The sequence below is a fragment of the Ruegeria sp. CDSA089 genome (assembly GCF_059612205.1).
In genome coordinates this window covers 469217-486766 of sequence record NZ_JBXWQD010000002.1, presented here as the reverse complement: position 1 = coordinate 486766, position 17550 = coordinate 469217, and the positions used below count along the sequence as shown (strand labels likewise).

Below are 17550 nucleotides of genomic sequence, written 5' to 3'. Positions count from 1 at the left end.
CCATCAAGCCTCGTACCCGGCAGCCTCGGTCATGACAAACGCATCTGCGCATTGTTTGGCCAGGGCACGCACCCGCCCGATATAGGCCTGCCGTTCGGTGACTGAAATCACCCCACGCGCATCCAGCAGGTTGAAGATATGGCTGGCCTTGATGCACTGATCATAAGCCGGATGCGCCATCACGATGCGCTTGCCCGTCTTTGGATCATCATGCTCTTGCGCCAGAATAGTGGCGCATTCCGCCTCGGCCTCTTCAAAGTGGCGCAGCAGGACCTCGGTATTGGCCACGTCAAAATTCCAGCGGGCGTATTCTTCCTCGGTCTGTTTGAAGATATCGCCATATTTCAACGGGCTGGGCGATTGAGGGTCGTTGAAGGGCATGTCCATCACATGGTCGATACCCAGCACATACATGGCCAGACGTTCCAGCCCATAGGTCAGTTCGCCCGAAACGGGTGTACAGTCGTGGCCGCCGACCTGCTGGAAATAGGTGAACTGGCTGACTTCCATGCCGTCGCACCAAACCTCCCAGCCCAGACCCCATGCGCCCAGAGTGGGACTTTCCCAGTCATCCTCGACGAACCTGATATCGTGCAGCTCCATGTCGATACCGATCGCTTCAAGCGAACCCAGATACAGCTCTTGCAGGTCCGGTGGGCTGGGTTTGATCAACACCTGATATTGGTAGTAGTGCTGCAATCGGTTGGGGTTCTCACCATATCGCCCGTCGGTCGGGCGGCGCGAGGGTTGCACATAGGCAGCAGCCCATGCCTTGGACCCCAGGGCGCGCAAAGTCGTCGCCGGGTGGAATGTGCCTGCACCGACCTCCATGTCATAGGGCTGCAGGATCGCGCAGCCTTTCGAGGCCCAATAGGACTGAAGCCGCAGGATAATCTCCTGAAAAGAACGAGGTGCGCTGGACTGTTCGGTCATGACATTCCCTTTGGGCGCCGCTGCGCCGGTAACGATGGGTTTTGCCCTTCCTATGCAAGGGGCCAAGGGGCGTCAACGGGCCAGTGCGTCCGGCCTGTCACTGCGTCGCCACACTGCAAATTCCCCGCAATCTGGGCATGGTGTTCAACCCTGCACTTGGCGTACTCTGCCACCCAGATAAAAATTGCGGACACGGGCAGACAATGACACGCATATTTACGGCAATTCTATTTCTTTTCCTCTTCGGCACCCGCGCCGTTTTCGCCCAGCAAGAGGCAGGCGTCTGGGTTCAGGTCGAGGCACGGCCATCCCTGAGCCAAGCCCAAGAGCGCGCGCAGGCCTATGCGTCCCTTCTACCAGACGTGAATGGGTTTCGCTTGAACTCTGGCTGGTACGCCATTGTTATCGGACCGTATTTACGCGCTGATGCCGAGCAAGTTCTGAGGGTTTATCGCGCTGAAGGCCAAATCCCCTCCGACAGTTACATCGCGTTTTCCAACAGTTTTGGGCCGCAGTTCTGGCCTGTTTCGAGCACCAGCCAAGACCGCGCCGCAGTACAACCTCCGACAACCGCTGCGCCGGAACAACCTGCAACCGGGCTGACGCCGCAGACATCAGATGAAACCCGCGCGCAGGCGCTACAATCCGAACGGCTGCTCAGCGCGCAGGATCGACGCGCGTTGCAAACCGCCCTTCAGGCCGCCGGGTTCTACAATTCGACCATTGATGGAGCTTTCGGGCAAGGCACCCGTCGTTCGATGGCGGATTGGCAGCGCTTCAACGGGTTCGAGGCCACCGGAGTTCTAACCACCGCGCAACGCACCACCTTGATGGACGACTACAACGCCCCTCTGATCAGCGTCGGGATGGCCCGCCATTCCGACCCGCAGGCGGGGATTGATCTGGACCTGCCGCTTAGCGCTGTTGCCTTTGACCGGTATGAGGCCCCGTTTGCCCATTTCAACAGTATCTCTGACCTGAATGCCAAGGCACTGCTGATCAGTCAGGAAGGCGACAAGAACACCCTGCGCGCGCTTTACGAGGTCATGCAATCGCTCGAGATCGTGCCGCTGGACGGCCCTCGTCAGTTGCGCGGTGACCGTTTTACGCTCGAAGGGCGCGGCAATGGCATCGTGTCTTATACCGAAGCCCAGCTGCAAGACGGCCAGATCAAGGGCTTTACCCTTGTATGGCCCGACGGGGATGAGGCCCGCCGCGCCCGTGTGCTGGCGGGAATGAAGGCCAGTTTTGCCACCAATGACGCCGTTCTGGATGCCAGCGCCGGGGCCGAGGCTGAGCAGCGCATTGACCTGATCTCGGGCCTGCAGCTGCGCAAACCCCGTCTGTCGCGTTCGGGCTTTTTCGCGGACGCCAACGGTACGATTTTGACTGTGACCGAGGCCACCGACATGTGCACCCGTCTGACCCTGGACGGTGATCAGGAACTTCAGGTCGCCTGGACCGATGTGGATCTTGGAGTCGCCGTCCTGCGTCCCAAAACCACCCTCGCCCCGCTGAATGTTGCCGAGTTCAACGCCGCTACTCCGCGCATTCAGACCGAGGTCGCCGTGTCCGGGTTCTCCTACGAAGGCGCGTTGGGCGCACCGACGCTGACCTATGGCCAGATCGCCGATGTGCGCGGGCTGAACGGTGAAGAGGGCGTGAAACGTCTGGCGCTGGCCGCACAACCCGGCGACGCAGGTGGCCCGATTTTTGACACCAGCGGTCAGGTTGTGGGGATGCTATTGCCGACGCCCGCGGACGGCCGAACCCTGCCCGCCTCGGTCAGTTTGGCCGCAACCGCGGCGCGTCTGGGTGAAATCCTTGATAAGGCGGGCGTTGTCGGTCAGGCCGGTCAATCCACCGGTCAGGTGTCGCCCAACGAACTGAACCGTCGCGCTACAGGTATGACTGTACTGGTTCACTGCTGGGAGTAAGCACTTAATCCAAAACAAAAAAGCGCCGCAAAACCCATGCAGCGCTTTTCTTATGTCAGGATGTCGGGCGTCACCCGTATCAGCGTCGGACCCGGCGCCGAGAATGCCCCACGAACCGTCTGCTGCATCTCCTCCAGGCTAGAGGGGTTTGCGGACAGAGCGCCAAACGCTTCGGCGAGTTTGCAGAAATCGGGGTTGCGCGCGACCACGGCGTTGGGTGCGATCTGACCCCGGACCATGCTGTCCTCGATCTCTTTCAGCTTGGCGTTGTCCCAGAGAATGATGGGCAGAGACACGCCCAACTCGACCGCGACACCCAGCTCGGCCATTGTGTAGTGAAACCCGTAATCCCCGGCCATCACCGCCGTCGGTTTTCCGCGCCGTGCAACCGCACCGCCGATCCCGGCGGGTAGAGCGTAACCCAGCGTGCCGAACCCGGTCGGGTGATGCCAGTGGTAGGGGAAGGTCATGTCCCAGACCTCTTTGCCGACATAGGCTAGCTGGGTCATGTCCGAATAGATCATGGTCTCGGCCGGCATCGCTTCGCGCAGCGCGTCCAGCACGGGGACGATGCCGGGGCGTTCGGCGTCCACCTCGACCCGCCATTTCGCGCGGGCTTGCGCCACTTCGTCCTCGGTCCAGCCAGTTGCCGGTTTTACATGGTCGATCGCCGCCCAAAGCGCATGGGCGAAGCTTTCTCCATCCACCTGCAATTTGACCGCTGCCCGGTGGCGGTCGGACAGTACAGCCGGGTCCAGATCGACCCGCACCAGATTTCCGGAATGCCCCAGATCGTCGCGCCACAGGTCAACTTCACCCAGCTCCGATCCAACGACCACAACCAGATCGGCCGAGTCGATAACTTCCGCGCTGCCCGGCCTGGGCAGGTAGGAACCAAAATCCAACGCATAGTTCAACCCGGCCATGCCGCGCCCCGCATAGGTGGTGAAACAGGCCGCCCCCAGTTGGGTCATGATCTGCCGCCACAGGTTGGACCGCGCCCCGCCCCCCAGAATGAACAAGGGCCTGCGGGCGATGTTCAGCATCGACAGAACGGGCGCGACATCCGGCGGCGCGGCCTTGGTGCGCAGCCCCGGCTGATTGGGAAACGGGGCCGGATCTGCTTCGGCCTGAAGCTGTTTGATCGGCACCTGAATATGCTTGGGACGCGGGCGCGACAGTTCGAATTCCTCAAAGGCGCGCTCGACCAGCCCGTAAGCGGCTTGGGCCGAATTTGCCTGCACAGACCAATCAGCAACCGTACCGGCGGCCCCGCGCTGGTCCTTCATCTGGTGCAACTGGCCCTTTGACGCCTCGGTCTCGTCCAGACATGAGGACAGAACCAGAATCGGCACCGAATCCGAATATCCCTGCCCCATAGGTGTCATGATGTTGCACAGGCCCGGCCCGGTAATCACATAGGCCACCCCCGGCTTACCAGTTGCCCGCGCATAGCCGTCGGCCATGAACCCGGCCCCTTGTTCGTGCCGAGCCAGAACATGGGTGATGCCCGCCTCTTCGATCCCCCGGTACATTTCCTGATTATGCACGCCGGGGATGCCGAAAATCACATCCACACCGCGATCCCGAAGCATATGCGAGATTTGCGCGCCGAGGGGTCTTTTCATCAGTTTCTCCAGAATTGAACGGTGAACAGGGCGTAAACGGCCAGAAGCTCAAGCCGCCCGACCAGCATCCCGATGGACAGCAACCACTTGGCGGTATCGCTCAGCCCCGCGAAATTGCCTGCCGGACCGATCTGATCACCAAGCCCCGGCCCTACATTGGCCAACGCCGTCGCCGCGCCTGAAACCGAGGTGATAAAGTCCAGACCCGTCAGCGCCAGAGCCCAGGCCAGAACGCCCATTGACAGCACAAAGAACATGAAAAAGCTCATCACCGAGGTCAGAACATCCGTACTTATCGGCCGTCCATCATACAAAGGCATGAACACCCCATGGGGCGAGCGGATGCGGCGTATTTGGGTTTTGATCGAGGCAAACAAAAGCTGGTAGCGGAACACCTTGATCGAACAGGCGGTCGAGCCCGCACAGCCACCGATCAGGCCGATCAAGAAGAAAACCATGACCGGGAAACTGCCCCAGGTCATGTAGTTCACGCTGGCATAGCCTGTGCCCGAGATGATCGAGGTGATGTTGAACAGAGATTCCCGGAACGCTTGTTCCCAGTGATGCGGAAAGACGGTTAGCAGAAAGACGGTCATTATCGCGACCAGCAGAAGGATCGTGGCCAGGAAGGCACGGATCTGGCTGTCTTTCCACAGCGAACTGGTGTTGCCATTTGCCAGTTGCACATAGCGCACGAAAGGAAGCGCCGCCAAAATCATGAACACCGAGGCGGCATATTCCGTCGGCCCCGAGAACGTCCCGAACGAGGCGTCGTAATTCGAGAACCCTCCAGTCGCGATTGTGGTCATGGCGTGGACGACGGCGTCGAAAAAGCTCATGCCAAAGCCGGCATAGACCAGCACACAGGCGAATGTCAGAAAGACGTAAATCAGGGAAATCTGACCCGCAATCTCTTGCGCGCGGGGTAGAATTTTCCCCATAGTTTCAAACCCTTCCGAGCGGAAGATCTGCATCCCGCCCACCCGAAGCTCGGGCAGAAACACCATAGCGACGACGATGATCCCGATCCCGCCCAACCATTGCAACACTCCGCGCCACAGCAACAGGCCCTGCGGCAGCTCATCCAACCCGGAAATCACGGTCGAACCGGTGGTCGTCAGGCCGGACATCGCTTCGAAGTAAGCGTCGACAAAGCGCAGTTCTGTTGCGCCGATCAAAAACGGGATCGCGCCGAAAAACGGCAGAGCGACCCAAACCCCGGTGGTCAGCAAAAAGGTCTGACGGATCGTCAGACCTTCGCCCACCCCGTTCGAGCAGCTCATTGCCAGAATGACGCCGGTCAGGACGGTGATGATCCCGCTTTCAAGGAACACATGCCATTCGTCGCGCCCTTCGATCAGGTCCGCAAGCATAGGCAGAATCATGGTCGCCCCAAGAATGGCGACCAGCAGGCCAATCACATATCCAACCGGGCGTATATCCGTCATGAGGCGCAGCGTTGGCGCGCCTGCACGACTGTGTCAAGCGGATGCCCCGATTTACTTTTGCGTTTTGTTGGTCGCGTTGGGCATTGCGGGCGGCTTCGATGGCGCGCGGGTTCGGCGGGTTGGTGCCGCAACCTCTGCCTTGGGGGCTGCAGGTTTCACGGCTTCGACTTTGGGTGCTGCGGGTTTCGCGGCTTCGGCCTTGGGTGCCGCGGGTTTGGCAGGTTGCGCCTTGGGTGCAGCTGGTTTGGGTGCCTCTGCCTTGACCTTTGCCGTTTTTGCAACTGCGGGTTTTACCGCCGAAGGCTTAGGAGCGGCCGGTTTCGGCGCAGCTTTTGCGGTCACTGGCTTGGATGCAGCAGGGACCGCTGCCGGTTTCGGCGCAGCCTTAACCGCAGGCTTCGCCGCAACGGCGGCAGCTACCGGTTTTGCAGCCGCAGGCTTAGCTACGATGGGCGATTTAACTGCCGCTGGCTTGGCCGCAGCTGGTTTTTTCGCCACTGGTTTGGCTATGTGCGGTTTGTTGGCCGGTTTGGCAGCCACTGCTTTGGCCGGTGTGGATTTCACGGCTGCCGGTTTAGGTGATTCGGCGACTGGCTTCGCTGCCGGTTTCGCTTTTACCGCAGGTTTGGCTTTAGCCGCCGGCGGCGTTTTCACCTTGGCAGCACGGGCTACCGGTTTCGGCTTGGCCGGCGCTGCAGGTTTCGGTGCAACAGGCGCGGGCGCAGCGGATGAGGTGTGCAGTGCCTGCACCTGAAAAAATGGCAGCTCCATCGCCGAGCAAGCCAGAATTTGCATGATTTTCATCTGGTTGCTCACCGCGTAGCCTGCCATGCGGATTGCGGCAGCCTGAAATTCCAAGGGCTGGGTAATCGGATTCATACGTAGTCTCTCCTCTGAAAGTAACGCAGCACGCTTGAGAAAAAGAGGCCCTGCCCGCCCTGGGATAACGGGCGGGAAACGATGTCACGCAGGATCAAGCGTTGCACGTTTCAGCTTCCTTTGGAGTGGCTTTCCCATTGACCAACGGTCTAACCACGGCTGCATTCCACATCAGTCTACTTCAAAGACCGTGCGAGTGCAGCATTTTTTGCTGCGATGCGGCAAAAACGTGCCGTAAGGTTAATCCTGAGACTTTGCGCGTTCAGCCGACATGGAACAGAGTCGAGAACAGCCTTGGGTCAAGGCTGGATGACACAAAGGTCGGCCCTTCGGTCAGAACTGATACAGCGTCGTGGCTGTGCAGGCTTTCCTGATGACTGGCCACTATGCGAAAATCACCCACGTGGTGGTCGGCCAGAAGTTCGGCGCAGAACAGGCGCGCAGCATCTTCGACAAAGATCGGGTTTGCGGCGTTCAGCTCGGCAAAGGCTTGCTCGTCCTCGCGTTTAACCATCACTTGTGTTTCCGTGGGCACGGCACGACGGCACAACGCGATCAGGTCCTCGAACCAAAGGCAATCGGCGTCGCAATCCACCACTACCGAAATCCGCGCCACCGACCGCTGTGAATGCGGCGTCGCCAACTGGCCACGTGTTGAACGAGCATGTTCGCTCAGCTCAAGCGAACAGGGACAAGTCGAAGAGTAGACATAGTCCAGATGCATGATCTTCTGGCGCACGCCGTTCTGTTCCACCAGCTCCAGCGCGATGTCGTAATACTGATAGCCTTCCAGCCCCGAGCGCAGGCTTTTCACCCTGTCGGGATAGGAAAATCGCATCTGTATACGCGCGTCAAAGCTGTCCAGATCGGTCATATAATCATCCAGCGCGGCTTCCATGACTTCGAAGCTGAACGTGCGCTCGGCGTGTTTGTAAAAGGACCGCATGATACGGGACATGTTGATGCCCTTCTTCTCGGCCTCAAGGCTGACCGAGCCCGTGACCGAGGTCTCAAGCGTCAGGTCTTCGCCATTCTTGCGGTGAAACCGGATCGGCAGGCGGAAATTCGAGATACCCACATGCTGAATTTGCTGCTTCGCTCCCCGGATCAAGCTGGACGGACCGTTTTGCAGATCGGGCAGCGTGGCGCGATAGGCCTCATCGGCCTTGAAGTCCTCGGGGTAGTCGCGCGACAAAGACGGATAGTTGGACGTCTCCTGCCCCGGCACAAGGCGCGCGATTGCCGGATCAAGCTGACTGATCTCGGCGTCGGTCGCGGATACTGCCCATTTGCGCAGAACTTTCAGCGCCGCAGCGGCCTCGTCATTGTCGGGGGCGTCGTCAATGTCACGGGGATGCACGTTCATCGCTTGGGGTTCCTCGGGGTTCGCCGCCGGACTATATACAGCTTGGGCGTGTTTTCCAGTTTAACCGTATACGCCGGAAAACACAGTCCGGATCGATTTTTGGTGCGGGATGAGCGATTTACCACCCCGCACACATCTCTTTGAGCCTGTTTGTAGCACCGTTGACGCGACGTTTACTGCTGAGAAACGTCCAATGCGCGTTTAATATCGGCAAGCAGGTCGCTAGCATCTTCCAACCCGACCGAGAACCGGATCAAGCCGGGTGTAATGCCCAACTCGTCTTTCTGCGCATCGCTCAGGCGTTGATGGGTCGTTGTTGCCGGATGCGTCGCGATCGACTTGGCGTCGCCCAGATTGTTCGAGATCACCGGGATCGTCATCGCGTTGAGGAAAGCAAACGCCGCCGCTTTCCCACCCTTGATGTCCAACGACAGAACCGTACCACCCTTGCCGCCCAGCTGAGATTGCACCAACGCATTTTGGGCATGGGTTTTCAGCCCCGGATACAAGGTGCGTTCCAGCGCGGGATGGTCCTCCAGCGCCTCGGCAATGATCTGCGCCGTCTCGGCCTGCGCATTCACCCGCAGAGCCATCGTCTCAAGCCCTTTGAGCATGACCCACGCGTTGAACGGGCTAAGCGCGCCGCCGGTATGTTTCAGATAGGGTTCAACGGTGCCACGGATGAACTCTTTGGTGCTGATGATTACGCCACCCAGAGCCCGGCCCTGCCCGTCAATATGCTTGGTTGCGGAATAGACCACCACGTCCGCGCCCTGCTGGATCGCGCGCGAAAAGACCGGGGTCGAGAACACATTGTCCACGATCACGGTTGCGCCGACGGCATGGGCCAGCGTGGCCACCGCTTCGATGTCGATCACCTCAAGGGTGGGGTTCGACATGGATTCGAAGAAAACCGCTTTGGTGTCGGGGCGGATCGCCGCTTTCCACGCGTCCAGATCGGTGCCGTCGACAAAGGTCACTTCAACGCCGTAGCGGGTCAGGATGTTTTCAAGGATATAGAGGCAAGAGCCGAACAAAGCCTTGGCCGACACCACATGGTCGCCAGCCTTCAGCATCGACACCAGCGCCGCGTTCACCGCCGCCATGCCGGATGCAGTGGCGAAGGCGTCCTCGCCCCCTTCCAGCGCCGCGATGCGCTGTTCGAACATGGACACGGTCGGGTTGCCATAACGGGCATAGATGAACTCATCCGGGCCGGTCTCGATAAACCGCGCCTCGGCCTGTTCGGCGTTTTCGTAAACGAAGCCCTGCGTCAGAAAGATCGCCTCGGACACTTCGTTATATTGGCTGCGACGGATGCCGCCATGGACGGCCTGTGTGCGTTTGTTCCAATTCTCGCTCATGTCATTCCTTTCGGCCCCTCTTTGGAGGCAAACAAAAAACCCCAGACGCGGCCAAGCGAAAGGGGTCTTTCATCCTGACCTTTTAGCGGTGTTGTTTAGCGTGGCCCGCAATCCGGTAACAAATCGCCACGTGGTGCCTTGCCCTTACGCCGCGCATGCAAAGGCGTCAAGCCTTAGGCGCAATCAGTCACGGTTTCGTAACAGTTTGCCCCTGCCCCCTTGCCCAATGGCCCGAAACCTTCATGATCGCCGTCAACCGAAGGAGAGACCATGATTGATCTGTATTTCTGGCCTACGCCAAACGGGTGGAAGGCGTCTATCGCTCTGGAAGAGATGGGGCTGCCCTACACCACCCACCTGATCAATATCGGCAAGGGCGATCAGTTCGACCCCGAATTCCTGAAAATCGCGCCCAACAACCGGATGCCTGCCATCGTGGACCCCGACGGCCCGGATGGAGAGCCGATCTCGGTCTTCGAAAGCGGTGCTATCCTAATGTATCTGGCCCGCAAGACCGGGCGGTTCTATGGCGAAACCGAGCGTGACCGGATCGCCGTTGAGGAATGGCTGATGTGGCAAATGGGCGGGGTCGGACCCATGGCCGGTCAAGCGCACCACTTTTTGAAATACGCCCCGCAACTGGATCCGCCACAAGACCTGCCCTATGCCAAGGATCGCTATCGCACCGAAGTTGGGCGGCTTTACGGCGTGCTCGACCGGCGGCTGGCCGAGAATGAATATGTCGCGGGCGATTTCTACTCGATTGCAGACATGTCGATCTGGGGCTGGGCCAGCCTGTGGGAAGGTCAGCAACAGGTGCTGGAGGACAAACCTCATTTCACCCGCTGGCTGGAAACCGTCAGCGCCCGCCCCGGCGTTCAGGCCGGTCGCGCGCTGCACGCCGAGTTGCGCGGAGATCACCGGGACAAGCAATCGCAGAGCAATTTGTTCAAGCGATGAACACGGTCGGCGGCTGACCCTTTTCCGAAGGGTTCACATTCAAATCACCCCTCTACCGGTGGCACCGCCCGCTGGTAGAGATGCCATGTCGTATGCCCCAGAATCGGCAAGGTGAAGATCAGGCCCAGAAATGCCGGAACTAGTGACAACAGCATCGTGACCGAAATAATCGCCGCCCAACTCAGCATGACCACAGGGTTTTCGGTGACGACGCGGATAGATGTAAGCATGGCCGAGACAAAGTTGGTCTCGCGATCCAGCAACATGGGCATGGCGACGACAGTGACCGAGAACAGGACCGCGGAAAGGAATGCGCCTATGGCCGTGCCAACGGCCAGAAACGTCCAGCCCTGCGGGGTAAAGAAGACGATGTTCAAAAACCCGTCCAAATCCGAGAACGAGGCGTTTTGCAGGATAATCGCCAGCCACAGCCGAACCTGATAAACCCATACCCAGAAAATGAACAGGGTGACAAAGGCCATCCAGCCCATCTCGCGTTTGCGCTGATGGGCCATGACGGTCAGGATGTCGGACCACCCGAACGCCTGTCCCTTTTGCAACCGGCGTGACATTTCATACAGCCCGGCGGCTGCAAATGGTGCAATCAACGGAAAGCCGACAATGGCCGGAATGATCATCCAGATCTTGCCCAGCCAGACCATGACCCAAACCAGTAGAATGCCGAAGACCGCATAGAACAGACCAAAAAAGCCGCTCATGACCGGGCGCGCCAGAAAGTCGGAAAACCCGGCCTTCAAAGAGGCCGTGATATCGTCAGCAGTGATCGTATTGACGTTGGCCCTGTCCTGTGGCTGGGGCGTCAGGTCGTCTGGCGGTGTGGAATCTGCGGTTTTGGATGGCATGTCACGGTCCTCCCAAAGCGTGGCACGGCAGCCTGTCGGCGCCGCCAAAGTTCCGATGATGAAACTGTGCATCAACGCTGACGTTTGGGCAAGGCAGGAGTAAGTTTCAGGCGGGCCGTGTACCGTATGTCGGCATGTCCAAGAACCACCGGGACAAGCGATAGTCGGCAGAGTGCTAAATCGATCCGCCGCTTTTACCAGGCGGATCTTCATTAAACTGCTCGAAAAACCGCGCAAGCCCGACCAATGGCGACACATACGGCAAGTCGACCAGCGCAATCGAGGACAGATCTTCGGCGGCATCCAATCTAGCATGCAAATGGTCCGCTCCGAAATCCTGCACCCAAAAACCCAAATCTTCGTACAGGTTTCGTCGGCTTCTGATTGTCACTGTCTCACATATCGCGGCCTGCCCTTCGCCGCGGACAGTCAAGAGTTCGACATCCACGTTGGCCTCTCCTTCAACCATATAATACGTCGAAATAACCTGACTCGTACCGCTCTCTTGCTCGATCTTGCATTTATAGAGCATTTCCATGTTCTCCGGGTCCCAGGTGTCGGGATTTACCGTGTTCATGTTCATCGAGACCGTGAACAACCCATCATCCCCCACCGGGCCGGTTTTGTATTTTCCGCTATAGCTGTCAGGTGCTGTCTTCAGAATGTCAAAGGCACGCTGTGCAGGGATGAGGTATCTGGCGCGCGACTTCCATTCCCGCAAACCAAGGGGAACATGCAGAAAAACGCTGGGCAGCCAGTTCAGGCCGAGCCATAAGAAAAAACTGACCAGAACCGTTCCGATAATCGTCCAGGCTGTTGCCTTCCCTTGATTTTGTGTTGGCGCAAGGTCGGGCAGCATCTCAATCACCGGCAAGAGCATTAGCGTTATCCCAAGCACCAAGGCCGTTGTGACCGTCTCCCACCAGACCCGCGGGTAAATGAGCACCAGTAACATGATTGCAAATACACCAAACAAGGCCGTCACGAGTTGCATTTTCGGACCCGCCAAAAGTGCGGAATGACCAAATACCTGCGTCCCCACAGCCCATGGCACGAACAAAAGAAACAAACTAAGAAATATCAGCCGGCGCAGTCGAAATACGCGGTACAAATACTTGTTTTTCATAATGTAATACCCGTCAAACTGGTGACTGAATTACATTCAACCTTGGCAAAACCATGACGTCTGGGTGTTTTCTTCTCACTTGCTTTGGGGCGATTGTCCCTCCCCCCGTACCAACACGTCCAACATGGCCGAGATATCTTCGATCTCTTCCGCGATCACATGGGTTACGGAATGCGCCCGCTGCATCCGCCCCGTGATCCGCAGCAACCGGCCCGAGATCACCGCCCGGCGAAATTGTTCATACATCGCGCGCCAGACAACCACGTTCACGATGCCGGTTTCGTCCTCCAGCGTCAGAAAGATCACGCCCTTGGCTGTACCCGGCCTCTGCCGCAAGATCACCAGCCCGGCCACGGTCACACGCGCATGATCGGGCGGATCGTCCAGCCGATTGGCTGGCAGGCAAGCGGGTGGGCGCGGCCAGTCTCGGTTTGAAACTGCACTGCGAACAGGGGCAACAAGCATGAGAACAAAAATAGAACATATCACAGGAATGTCCAGTCGCGGCATCCCGAGTCGCAAATGAGGGTGGAAAGACCTAAATGGCTTGACTAAGGAAGGTTTCGAACATCGTAAAAGGAAGACGCACGCAATGGCAAAGATCACCTATGTCGAGCATGGCGGTACCGAGCACACTGTCGAGGTCGCCAACGGACTGACCGTCATGGAAGGGGCCCGTGACAACAACATCCCCGGCATCGAGGCCGATTGCGGCGGCGCCTGCGCCTGCTCGACCTGCCATGTCTATATCCACCCTGATTGGGTCGAGAAAGTGCCAGCCAAAGACGACATGGAAGAAGACATGCTGGACTTTGCGTTTGAGCCCGACCCAGAGCGGTCCCGCCTGACCTGCCAGATCAAAGTCACCGACGCGCTGGACGGTCTGGTCGTTCAGATGCCCGAGAAACAGATCTGATGATCTCCAAAGCGCCGCGCCGACTCTCTCGCCTCTGGCAAGGCAGGTCACGCGGCGCGCTTATGGCAATGTGCTTGTGGTTGGTCACAACAGCCCCTGCCATTGCAGACACGATTGTCGCGGCTCGTTATACCGAACCCACGACCCGATATCCTCATGGCGTCCTGGGGGATCAGATCGAATATGGAGCGCTTGAGCTTACCATAGAAAACACGCCTGCCACACAAGGCTCGACGGGCGCCAAGGAACGATCTGCCCTGACCATCCGCCTGCCCGAGGACCGTGTTTTCGAAGATCTAGCGCCTCGGCTGTCGGACGTTGATCAAAACGGCACGCTCGAAGTTCTGGTTGTCGAAGCCCAGAAGGATACAGGCGCACAACTCGCCATCTATAACGCGCACGGGGAAAAGATCGCCGCCACCCCGCATATCGGCACCCGTTTCCGCTGGCTCGCACCGATCGGCGCGGCCGATCTGGACGGCGACGGCTACGTCGAGATCGCCTATATCGACCGCCCTCACCTGGCCAAAACCCTGCGCATCTGGCGCTTCAAAGATGGCGCACTGACCGAAATCGCGGTACTGCCTGGTCTGACAAACCACAAAATTGGAGAAGCTTATATTTCGAGCGCCATCCGCGATTGCGGCACCGGCCCCGAGATGGTCGTCGCCAGCGCCGACTGGAGCACCATCGTCAGCGTTTCTTACCGAGGCGATTGGCAAACCCGCGACCTTGGCCCCCTCAAGAAGCGCAGTGACCTAACAAACGCACTCATTTGCTGATCCGCCCTTCATCTGGCCCAAAATATCCCGGGGAGCGCGAGGGGCTGGCCCCTCGCGCCAAAAAATCGAGACGGGCGCAGCCCGGCAATCAGATCACAAAGCGCGCCAGCCGATATCGCGGCGAAAGAACCCATCGGGCCAGTCAATCCCATCCACCATCGCATAAGCCCGATCACGCGCCTCCTGCAATGTCTCGCCCCGAGCGGTGACGTTCAGAACCCGACCACCCGTGGCCAATACCTGCCCATCCGCAGCCTTGGTCCCGGCATGAAAGACCATGTTCTTGCTGTCCTCAGGCAGCCCGTCCAGACCGCCAATAACACTGCCCTTCTCGTAAGACCCCGGATATCCCTGAGCCGCCATCACAACGGTCAGCGCATGATCATCGGCCCAGTTCACCTGCGCTTCACGCAAACGGCCCTCGGCTGCGGCATGCATCAGATCCATCGCCTGCGCGCCCAGGCGCATCATCAGCACCTGACATTCGGGATCGCCAAAGCGCACATTGTATTCCACCAGTCGCGGCTGCCCGTCCTTGATCATCAAACCCGCATAGAGAACCCCCTGAAACGGCATCCCGCGCTTTTTCATCTCGGCCACGGTCGGCTTGATGATCTCTTCCATCGCGCGGGCTTCGACCTCGGCGCTCAGGACCGGAGCCGGAGAATACGCTCCCATCCCGCCTGTATTCAGCCCGGTATCCCCCTCGCCTACGCGCTTATGGTCCTGCGCGGTGCCGACCGACAGGATATCCTCACCGTCACACAGCACGAAAAGCGAGGCCTCCTCGCCCTCCATGAATTCTTCTATCACCACCTCGGCCCCGGCCCCGCCAAAAGCCCCGCCAAACATGTCGTCGATGGCCTCCAGCGCGGTCGCCTCGTCCATCGCCACGATCACGCCCTTGCCGGCGGCCAGACCATCGGCCTTGACCACAATCGGCGCGCCTTGTTCGCGGATATAGGCCTTGGCGGGCTCGGCCTCGGTAAAGCGCCCATAGGCTGCCGTCGGCGCGCCCGAGGCGTCGCAGATTTCCTTGGTAAAACTCTTTGATGCCTCCAACTGCGCCGCCGCAGCCGAGGGGCCAAAGACAAGAACACCCGCTTCGCGTAGGCGGCCGGCAACCCCAGCCGCCAAGGGGGCCTCAGGGCCGACAATCACAAAATCAATCGCGTTGTCTTCGGCAAAGCTGACCACAGCGCCGCCATTTTCGATGTCCAGAGCCGCGCAATCGGCAATCTGAGCAATTCCGGCATTGCCCGGCGCGACGATCAGACGGTCACACTTGGGGTTCTGCATCACCGCCCAGGCTAGGCTGTGTTCGCGTCCACCGCTCCCGAGAATGAGGATATTCATGACTGCTCTCCGATCTGCTTGGCCTCGCCTTCCGCGCGTTCTAAGCTGGGTGGGCATTTGACACAAGGCGCTGAAATGTCCGACCTGCTTGACGATCCCATTCCCGGCCAAAACACACCTGAATACAGTGTTTCCGACATTTCCGGCGAGGTAAAACGCACACTGGAAGGCACCTTTGGCCGAATCCGTGTGCGTGGTGAGGTCGGGCGCGTGTTCAAGGCGCGCTCAGGCCATCTTTACTATGATATCAAGGATGACCGGAACGTGCTGGCTTGCACCACGTGGAAGGGTCAGATCTCGGGACTGTCCGTGGTGCCCGAAGAAGGGCTTGAGGTCGTCGTAACCGGGCGTCTCACCGCGTTTGGCGCGCAATCGAAATACAACCTGAATGTCGATGAGGTCGCCGTCGCAGGCCAAGGCGCACTGATGGCGTTGCTGGAAAAGCGTAAGAAACAGCTAGAGGCCGAAGGGCTGTTCGCGCCTGAACGCAAGAAACCCCTGCCCTATCTACCGCAGATCATCGGCGTAGTGACATCACCATCTGGCGCGGTGATCCGCGATATCCTTCACCGCCTGCGCGACCGGTTCCCGCGCAAGGTGCTGATCTGGCCTGTCGCCGTGCAAGGATCGAACTGCGCGCCCGAGGTTGCCAACGCGATCAACGGTTTCAACCAACTCACCCCCGGAGGCGCCCTGCCGCGCCCAGACCTGATCATCGTCGCCCGCGGCGGCGGGTCGATCGAGGACCTGTGGGGTTTCAACGAAGAGGCCGTCGCACGGGCGGCTGCGACTTCAGACATCCCACTAATCTCAGCCGTGGGGCACGAAACGGATACGACACTGATCGACTATGTCTCGGACCGTCGCGCGCCGACGCCCACCGCCGCCGCCGAACTGGCCGTGCCCGTGCGGATGGAACTGTTGGCCTGGACTGGCGAACAAGGCGCGCGCCTGTCCCGTGCCGCGACCGACGCAGTGCAGCGCCGCAGCCAACGCCTGCGCGACCTGTCGCGTGCGTTGCCGCGCCCCGACAGCTTGTTGAACACACCGCGCCAACGTCTTGACCTGATTGCAGATCGCCTGACCCCGGCTTTGGAACGCGGCGTTCAGGCGCGACGCATCAAAGTTGTGGAACTGTCGGCCCATCTGCGCCCCTCAACCCTGCGAAATCTGGTGTCCTCACGGCAGGAGGCGTTGCGCAACCTGTCATCGCGCCTGTCCCTACGCCCTATTCAGCGCGACATCGACACTCAACGGCAAAACCTAGCCCGCCTGACCGAGCGTCTGAACGCTGCCCAGACCACACGATTGGATCGGATGCGTCAGGCGTTGGAAGCCACCGATCGGCTACGTGAAACGCTCAGCTACAAAGCCACGTTGCAGCGAGGATATGCCGTTGTGCGCGCCGAAGGTCAGGTTCTGACAACCAAGGCACAGGCGGCAAGCCACACAGCTATTGAGATTGAATTCTCTGATGGCACATTGGCGATGGGCCCGGCCTCAGCAAAACCTGTTGCAAAGAAATCAGCAAAGAAAACGCCGCCTGATCAGGGCTCGTTGTTCTAGGTCTCGCTCAAACGCCAACCTCGGGGCCGAGGCAGACCATCTCCTCATCGATATCTTCGGCCTCGTACAGCTCCGTCTGCTCGGGGTTGCCTTCGAACTGAGCAATCAAGCCGCTGCCGGATTCGACAAACACCCAGCATTGCGGGTCCAGCCGGTCTTCGTACAGAAAACAAATCTGGTCATTCTGCTCGTACCAGACGCCTTCCTTGCAATCTCCGTCCAGAAAGGACCAGATCACGCGTCGGTTAGGCAAATAACGTTCGACCCCGTAAACCTGCCCCTCAAAGCCGTAAAACAAGGTTTTACCCCGCGTATACGAGTCAAATTCAGCCCCAGATAACGCGGATTGCGCCCCCGCCATCTGCGCGGACATAGCCAGAAGAATCGCAACATGCCTGATCATTTCCGCATGATGTCAGATGCCGA

General features: G+C 59.2%; 16 protein-coding genes and 1 riboswitch. Of the genes, 6 read left to right on the top strand and 10 right to left on the bottom strand.

The window, feature by feature from the left end; translation table 11 throughout:
* Window positions 1-3: 3 nt before the first annotated feature.
* Window positions 4-933, bottom strand: a complete 930-nt coding sequence (locus AC2FJ6_RS08085) for a glycine--tRNA ligase subunit alpha (RefSeq protein ID WP_170769402.1) — start codon at window positions 931-933, stop codon at window positions 4-6.
* A 203-nt stretch (window positions 934-1136) separates the two neighbouring features.
* On the opposite strand from AC2FJ6_RS08085, the gene AC2FJ6_RS08080 reads away from it, so the two are divergent.
* Complete coding sequence (locus AC2FJ6_RS08080) at window positions 1137-2870, top strand: serine protease (protein WP_496668781.1); 1734 nt, start codon at window positions 1137-1139, stop codon at window positions 2868-2870.
* A 50-nt stretch (window positions 2871-2920) separates the two neighbouring features.
* Here AC2FJ6_RS08080 and AC2FJ6_RS08075 read toward each other — a convergent pair whose 3' ends face one another.
* Window positions 2921-4498, bottom strand: a complete 1578-nt coding sequence (locus tag AC2FJ6_RS08075; RefSeq protein ID WP_496668779.1) for a thiamine pyrophosphate-binding protein — start codon at window positions 4496-4498, stop codon at window positions 2921-2923.
* Entirely contained in the window at window positions 4498-5946 is a 1449-nt protein-coding gene (locus AC2FJ6_RS08070) for a TrkH family potassium uptake protein (RefSeq protein WP_170769399.1), read from the bottom strand. Before AC2FJ6_RS08070 ends, AC2FJ6_RS08075 begins: the two co-directional genes overlap by 1 nt.
* Here AC2FJ6_RS08070 and AC2FJ6_RS08065 point away from each other — a divergent pair.
* Window positions 5945-6700: a hypothetical protein gene (locus tag AC2FJ6_RS08065; RefSeq protein WP_170769398.1), complete on the top strand. Its 756-nt coding sequence runs from the start codon at window positions 5945-5947 to the stop codon at window positions 6698-6700. The genes AC2FJ6_RS08070 and AC2FJ6_RS08065 overlap by 2 nt on opposite strands.
* 387 nt (window positions 6701-7087) lie before the next feature.
* Here the strand turns inward: AC2FJ6_RS08065 and folE2 are convergent, their stop codons facing one another.
* Both folE2 and metZ read right to left on the bottom strand, forming a co-directional pair.
* Complete coding sequence (folE2, locus tag AC2FJ6_RS08060) at window positions 7088-8191, bottom strand: GTP cyclohydrolase FolE2 (RefSeq protein WP_496668777.1); 1104 nt, start codon at window positions 8189-8191, stop codon at window positions 7088-7090.
* A 173-nt stretch (window positions 8192-8364) separates the two neighbouring features.
* The gene (metZ, locus tag AC2FJ6_RS08055) at window positions 8365-9555 is read right to left on the bottom strand and encodes an O-succinylhomoserine sulfhydrylase (RefSeq protein ID WP_170769396.1); all 1191 of its coding nucleotides are present in this window, start codon (window positions 9553-9555) and stop codon (window positions 8365-8367) included.
* A 62-nt stretch (window positions 9556-9617) separates the two neighbouring features.
* Window positions 9618-9695, bottom strand: a riboswitch (SAM riboswitch).
* 130 nt (window positions 9696-9825) lie between these two features.
* Between metZ and AC2FJ6_RS08050 the strand changes: the two genes are divergently transcribed.
* Entirely contained in the window at window positions 9826-10515 is a 690-nt protein-coding gene (locus AC2FJ6_RS08050) for a glutathione S-transferase N-terminal domain-containing protein (RefSeq protein WP_170769395.1), read from the top strand.
* A gap of 44 nt (window positions 10516-10559) precedes the next feature.
* Here the strand turns inward: AC2FJ6_RS08050 and AC2FJ6_RS08045 are convergent, their stop codons facing one another.
* The 3 genes from AC2FJ6_RS08045 to AC2FJ6_RS08035 all read right to left on the bottom strand — a co-directional run bounded on the left by AC2FJ6_RS08045 (window position 10560) and on the right by AC2FJ6_RS08035 (window position 12969).
* Window positions 10560-11378 (bottom strand): DUF2189 domain-containing protein, encoded by an 819-nt coding sequence (locus AC2FJ6_RS08045; protein ID WP_170769394.1) that lies wholly within the window; start codon window positions 11376-11378, stop codon window positions 10560-10562.
* Window positions 11379-11553: 175 nt separating this feature from the next.
* Window positions 11554-12504: a hypothetical protein gene (locus tag AC2FJ6_RS08040; protein WP_496668775.1), complete on the bottom strand. Its 951-nt coding sequence runs from the start codon at window positions 12502-12504 to the stop codon at window positions 11554-11556.
* Window positions 12505-12579: 75 nt separating this feature from the next.
* A complete protein-coding gene (locus AC2FJ6_RS08035; RefSeq protein WP_237215751.1) occupies window positions 12580-12969 on the bottom strand; it encodes an OB-fold nucleic acid binding domain-containing protein in 390 nt (129 codons plus the stop codon).
* A 127-nt stretch (window positions 12970-13096) separates the two neighbouring features.
* Between AC2FJ6_RS08035 and AC2FJ6_RS08030 the strand changes: the two genes are divergently transcribed.
* Window positions 13097-13420: a 2Fe-2S iron-sulfur cluster-binding protein gene (locus AC2FJ6_RS08030; RefSeq protein ID WP_170769391.1), complete on the top strand. Its 324-nt coding sequence runs from the start codon at window positions 13097-13099 to the stop codon at window positions 13418-13420.
* A gap of 62 nt (window positions 13421-13482) precedes the next feature.
* On the top strand, window positions 13483-14202 hold the full coding sequence (locus AC2FJ6_RS08025; RefSeq protein WP_237215749.1) for an FG-GAP repeat domain-containing protein: 720 nt from the start codon (window positions 13483-13485) through the stop codon (window positions 14200-14202).
* A 93-nt stretch (window positions 14203-14295) separates the two neighbouring features.
* Here the strand turns inward: AC2FJ6_RS08025 and purD are convergent, their stop codons facing one another.
* Entirely contained in the window at window positions 14296-15558 is a 1263-nt protein-coding gene (gene purD / locus AC2FJ6_RS08020) for a phosphoribosylamine--glycine ligase (protein ID WP_170784361.1), read from the bottom strand.
* Between the two features lie 75 nt (window positions 15559-15633).
* Between purD and xseA the strand changes: the two genes are divergently transcribed.
* Window positions 15634-17124, top strand: coding sequence for an exodeoxyribonuclease VII large subunit (xseA, locus tag AC2FJ6_RS08015; RefSeq protein ID WP_496668772.1), 1491 nt, complete (start codon window positions 15634-15636; stop codon window positions 17122-17124).
* Window positions 17125-17131: 7 nt separating this feature from the next.
* Here the strand turns inward: xseA and AC2FJ6_RS08010 are convergent, their stop codons facing one another.
* Window positions 17132-17527, bottom strand: a complete 396-nt coding sequence (locus AC2FJ6_RS08010) for a hypothetical protein (protein WP_496668770.1) — start codon at window positions 17525-17527, stop codon at window positions 17132-17134.
* Window positions 17528-17550 lie beyond the last annotated feature (23 nt).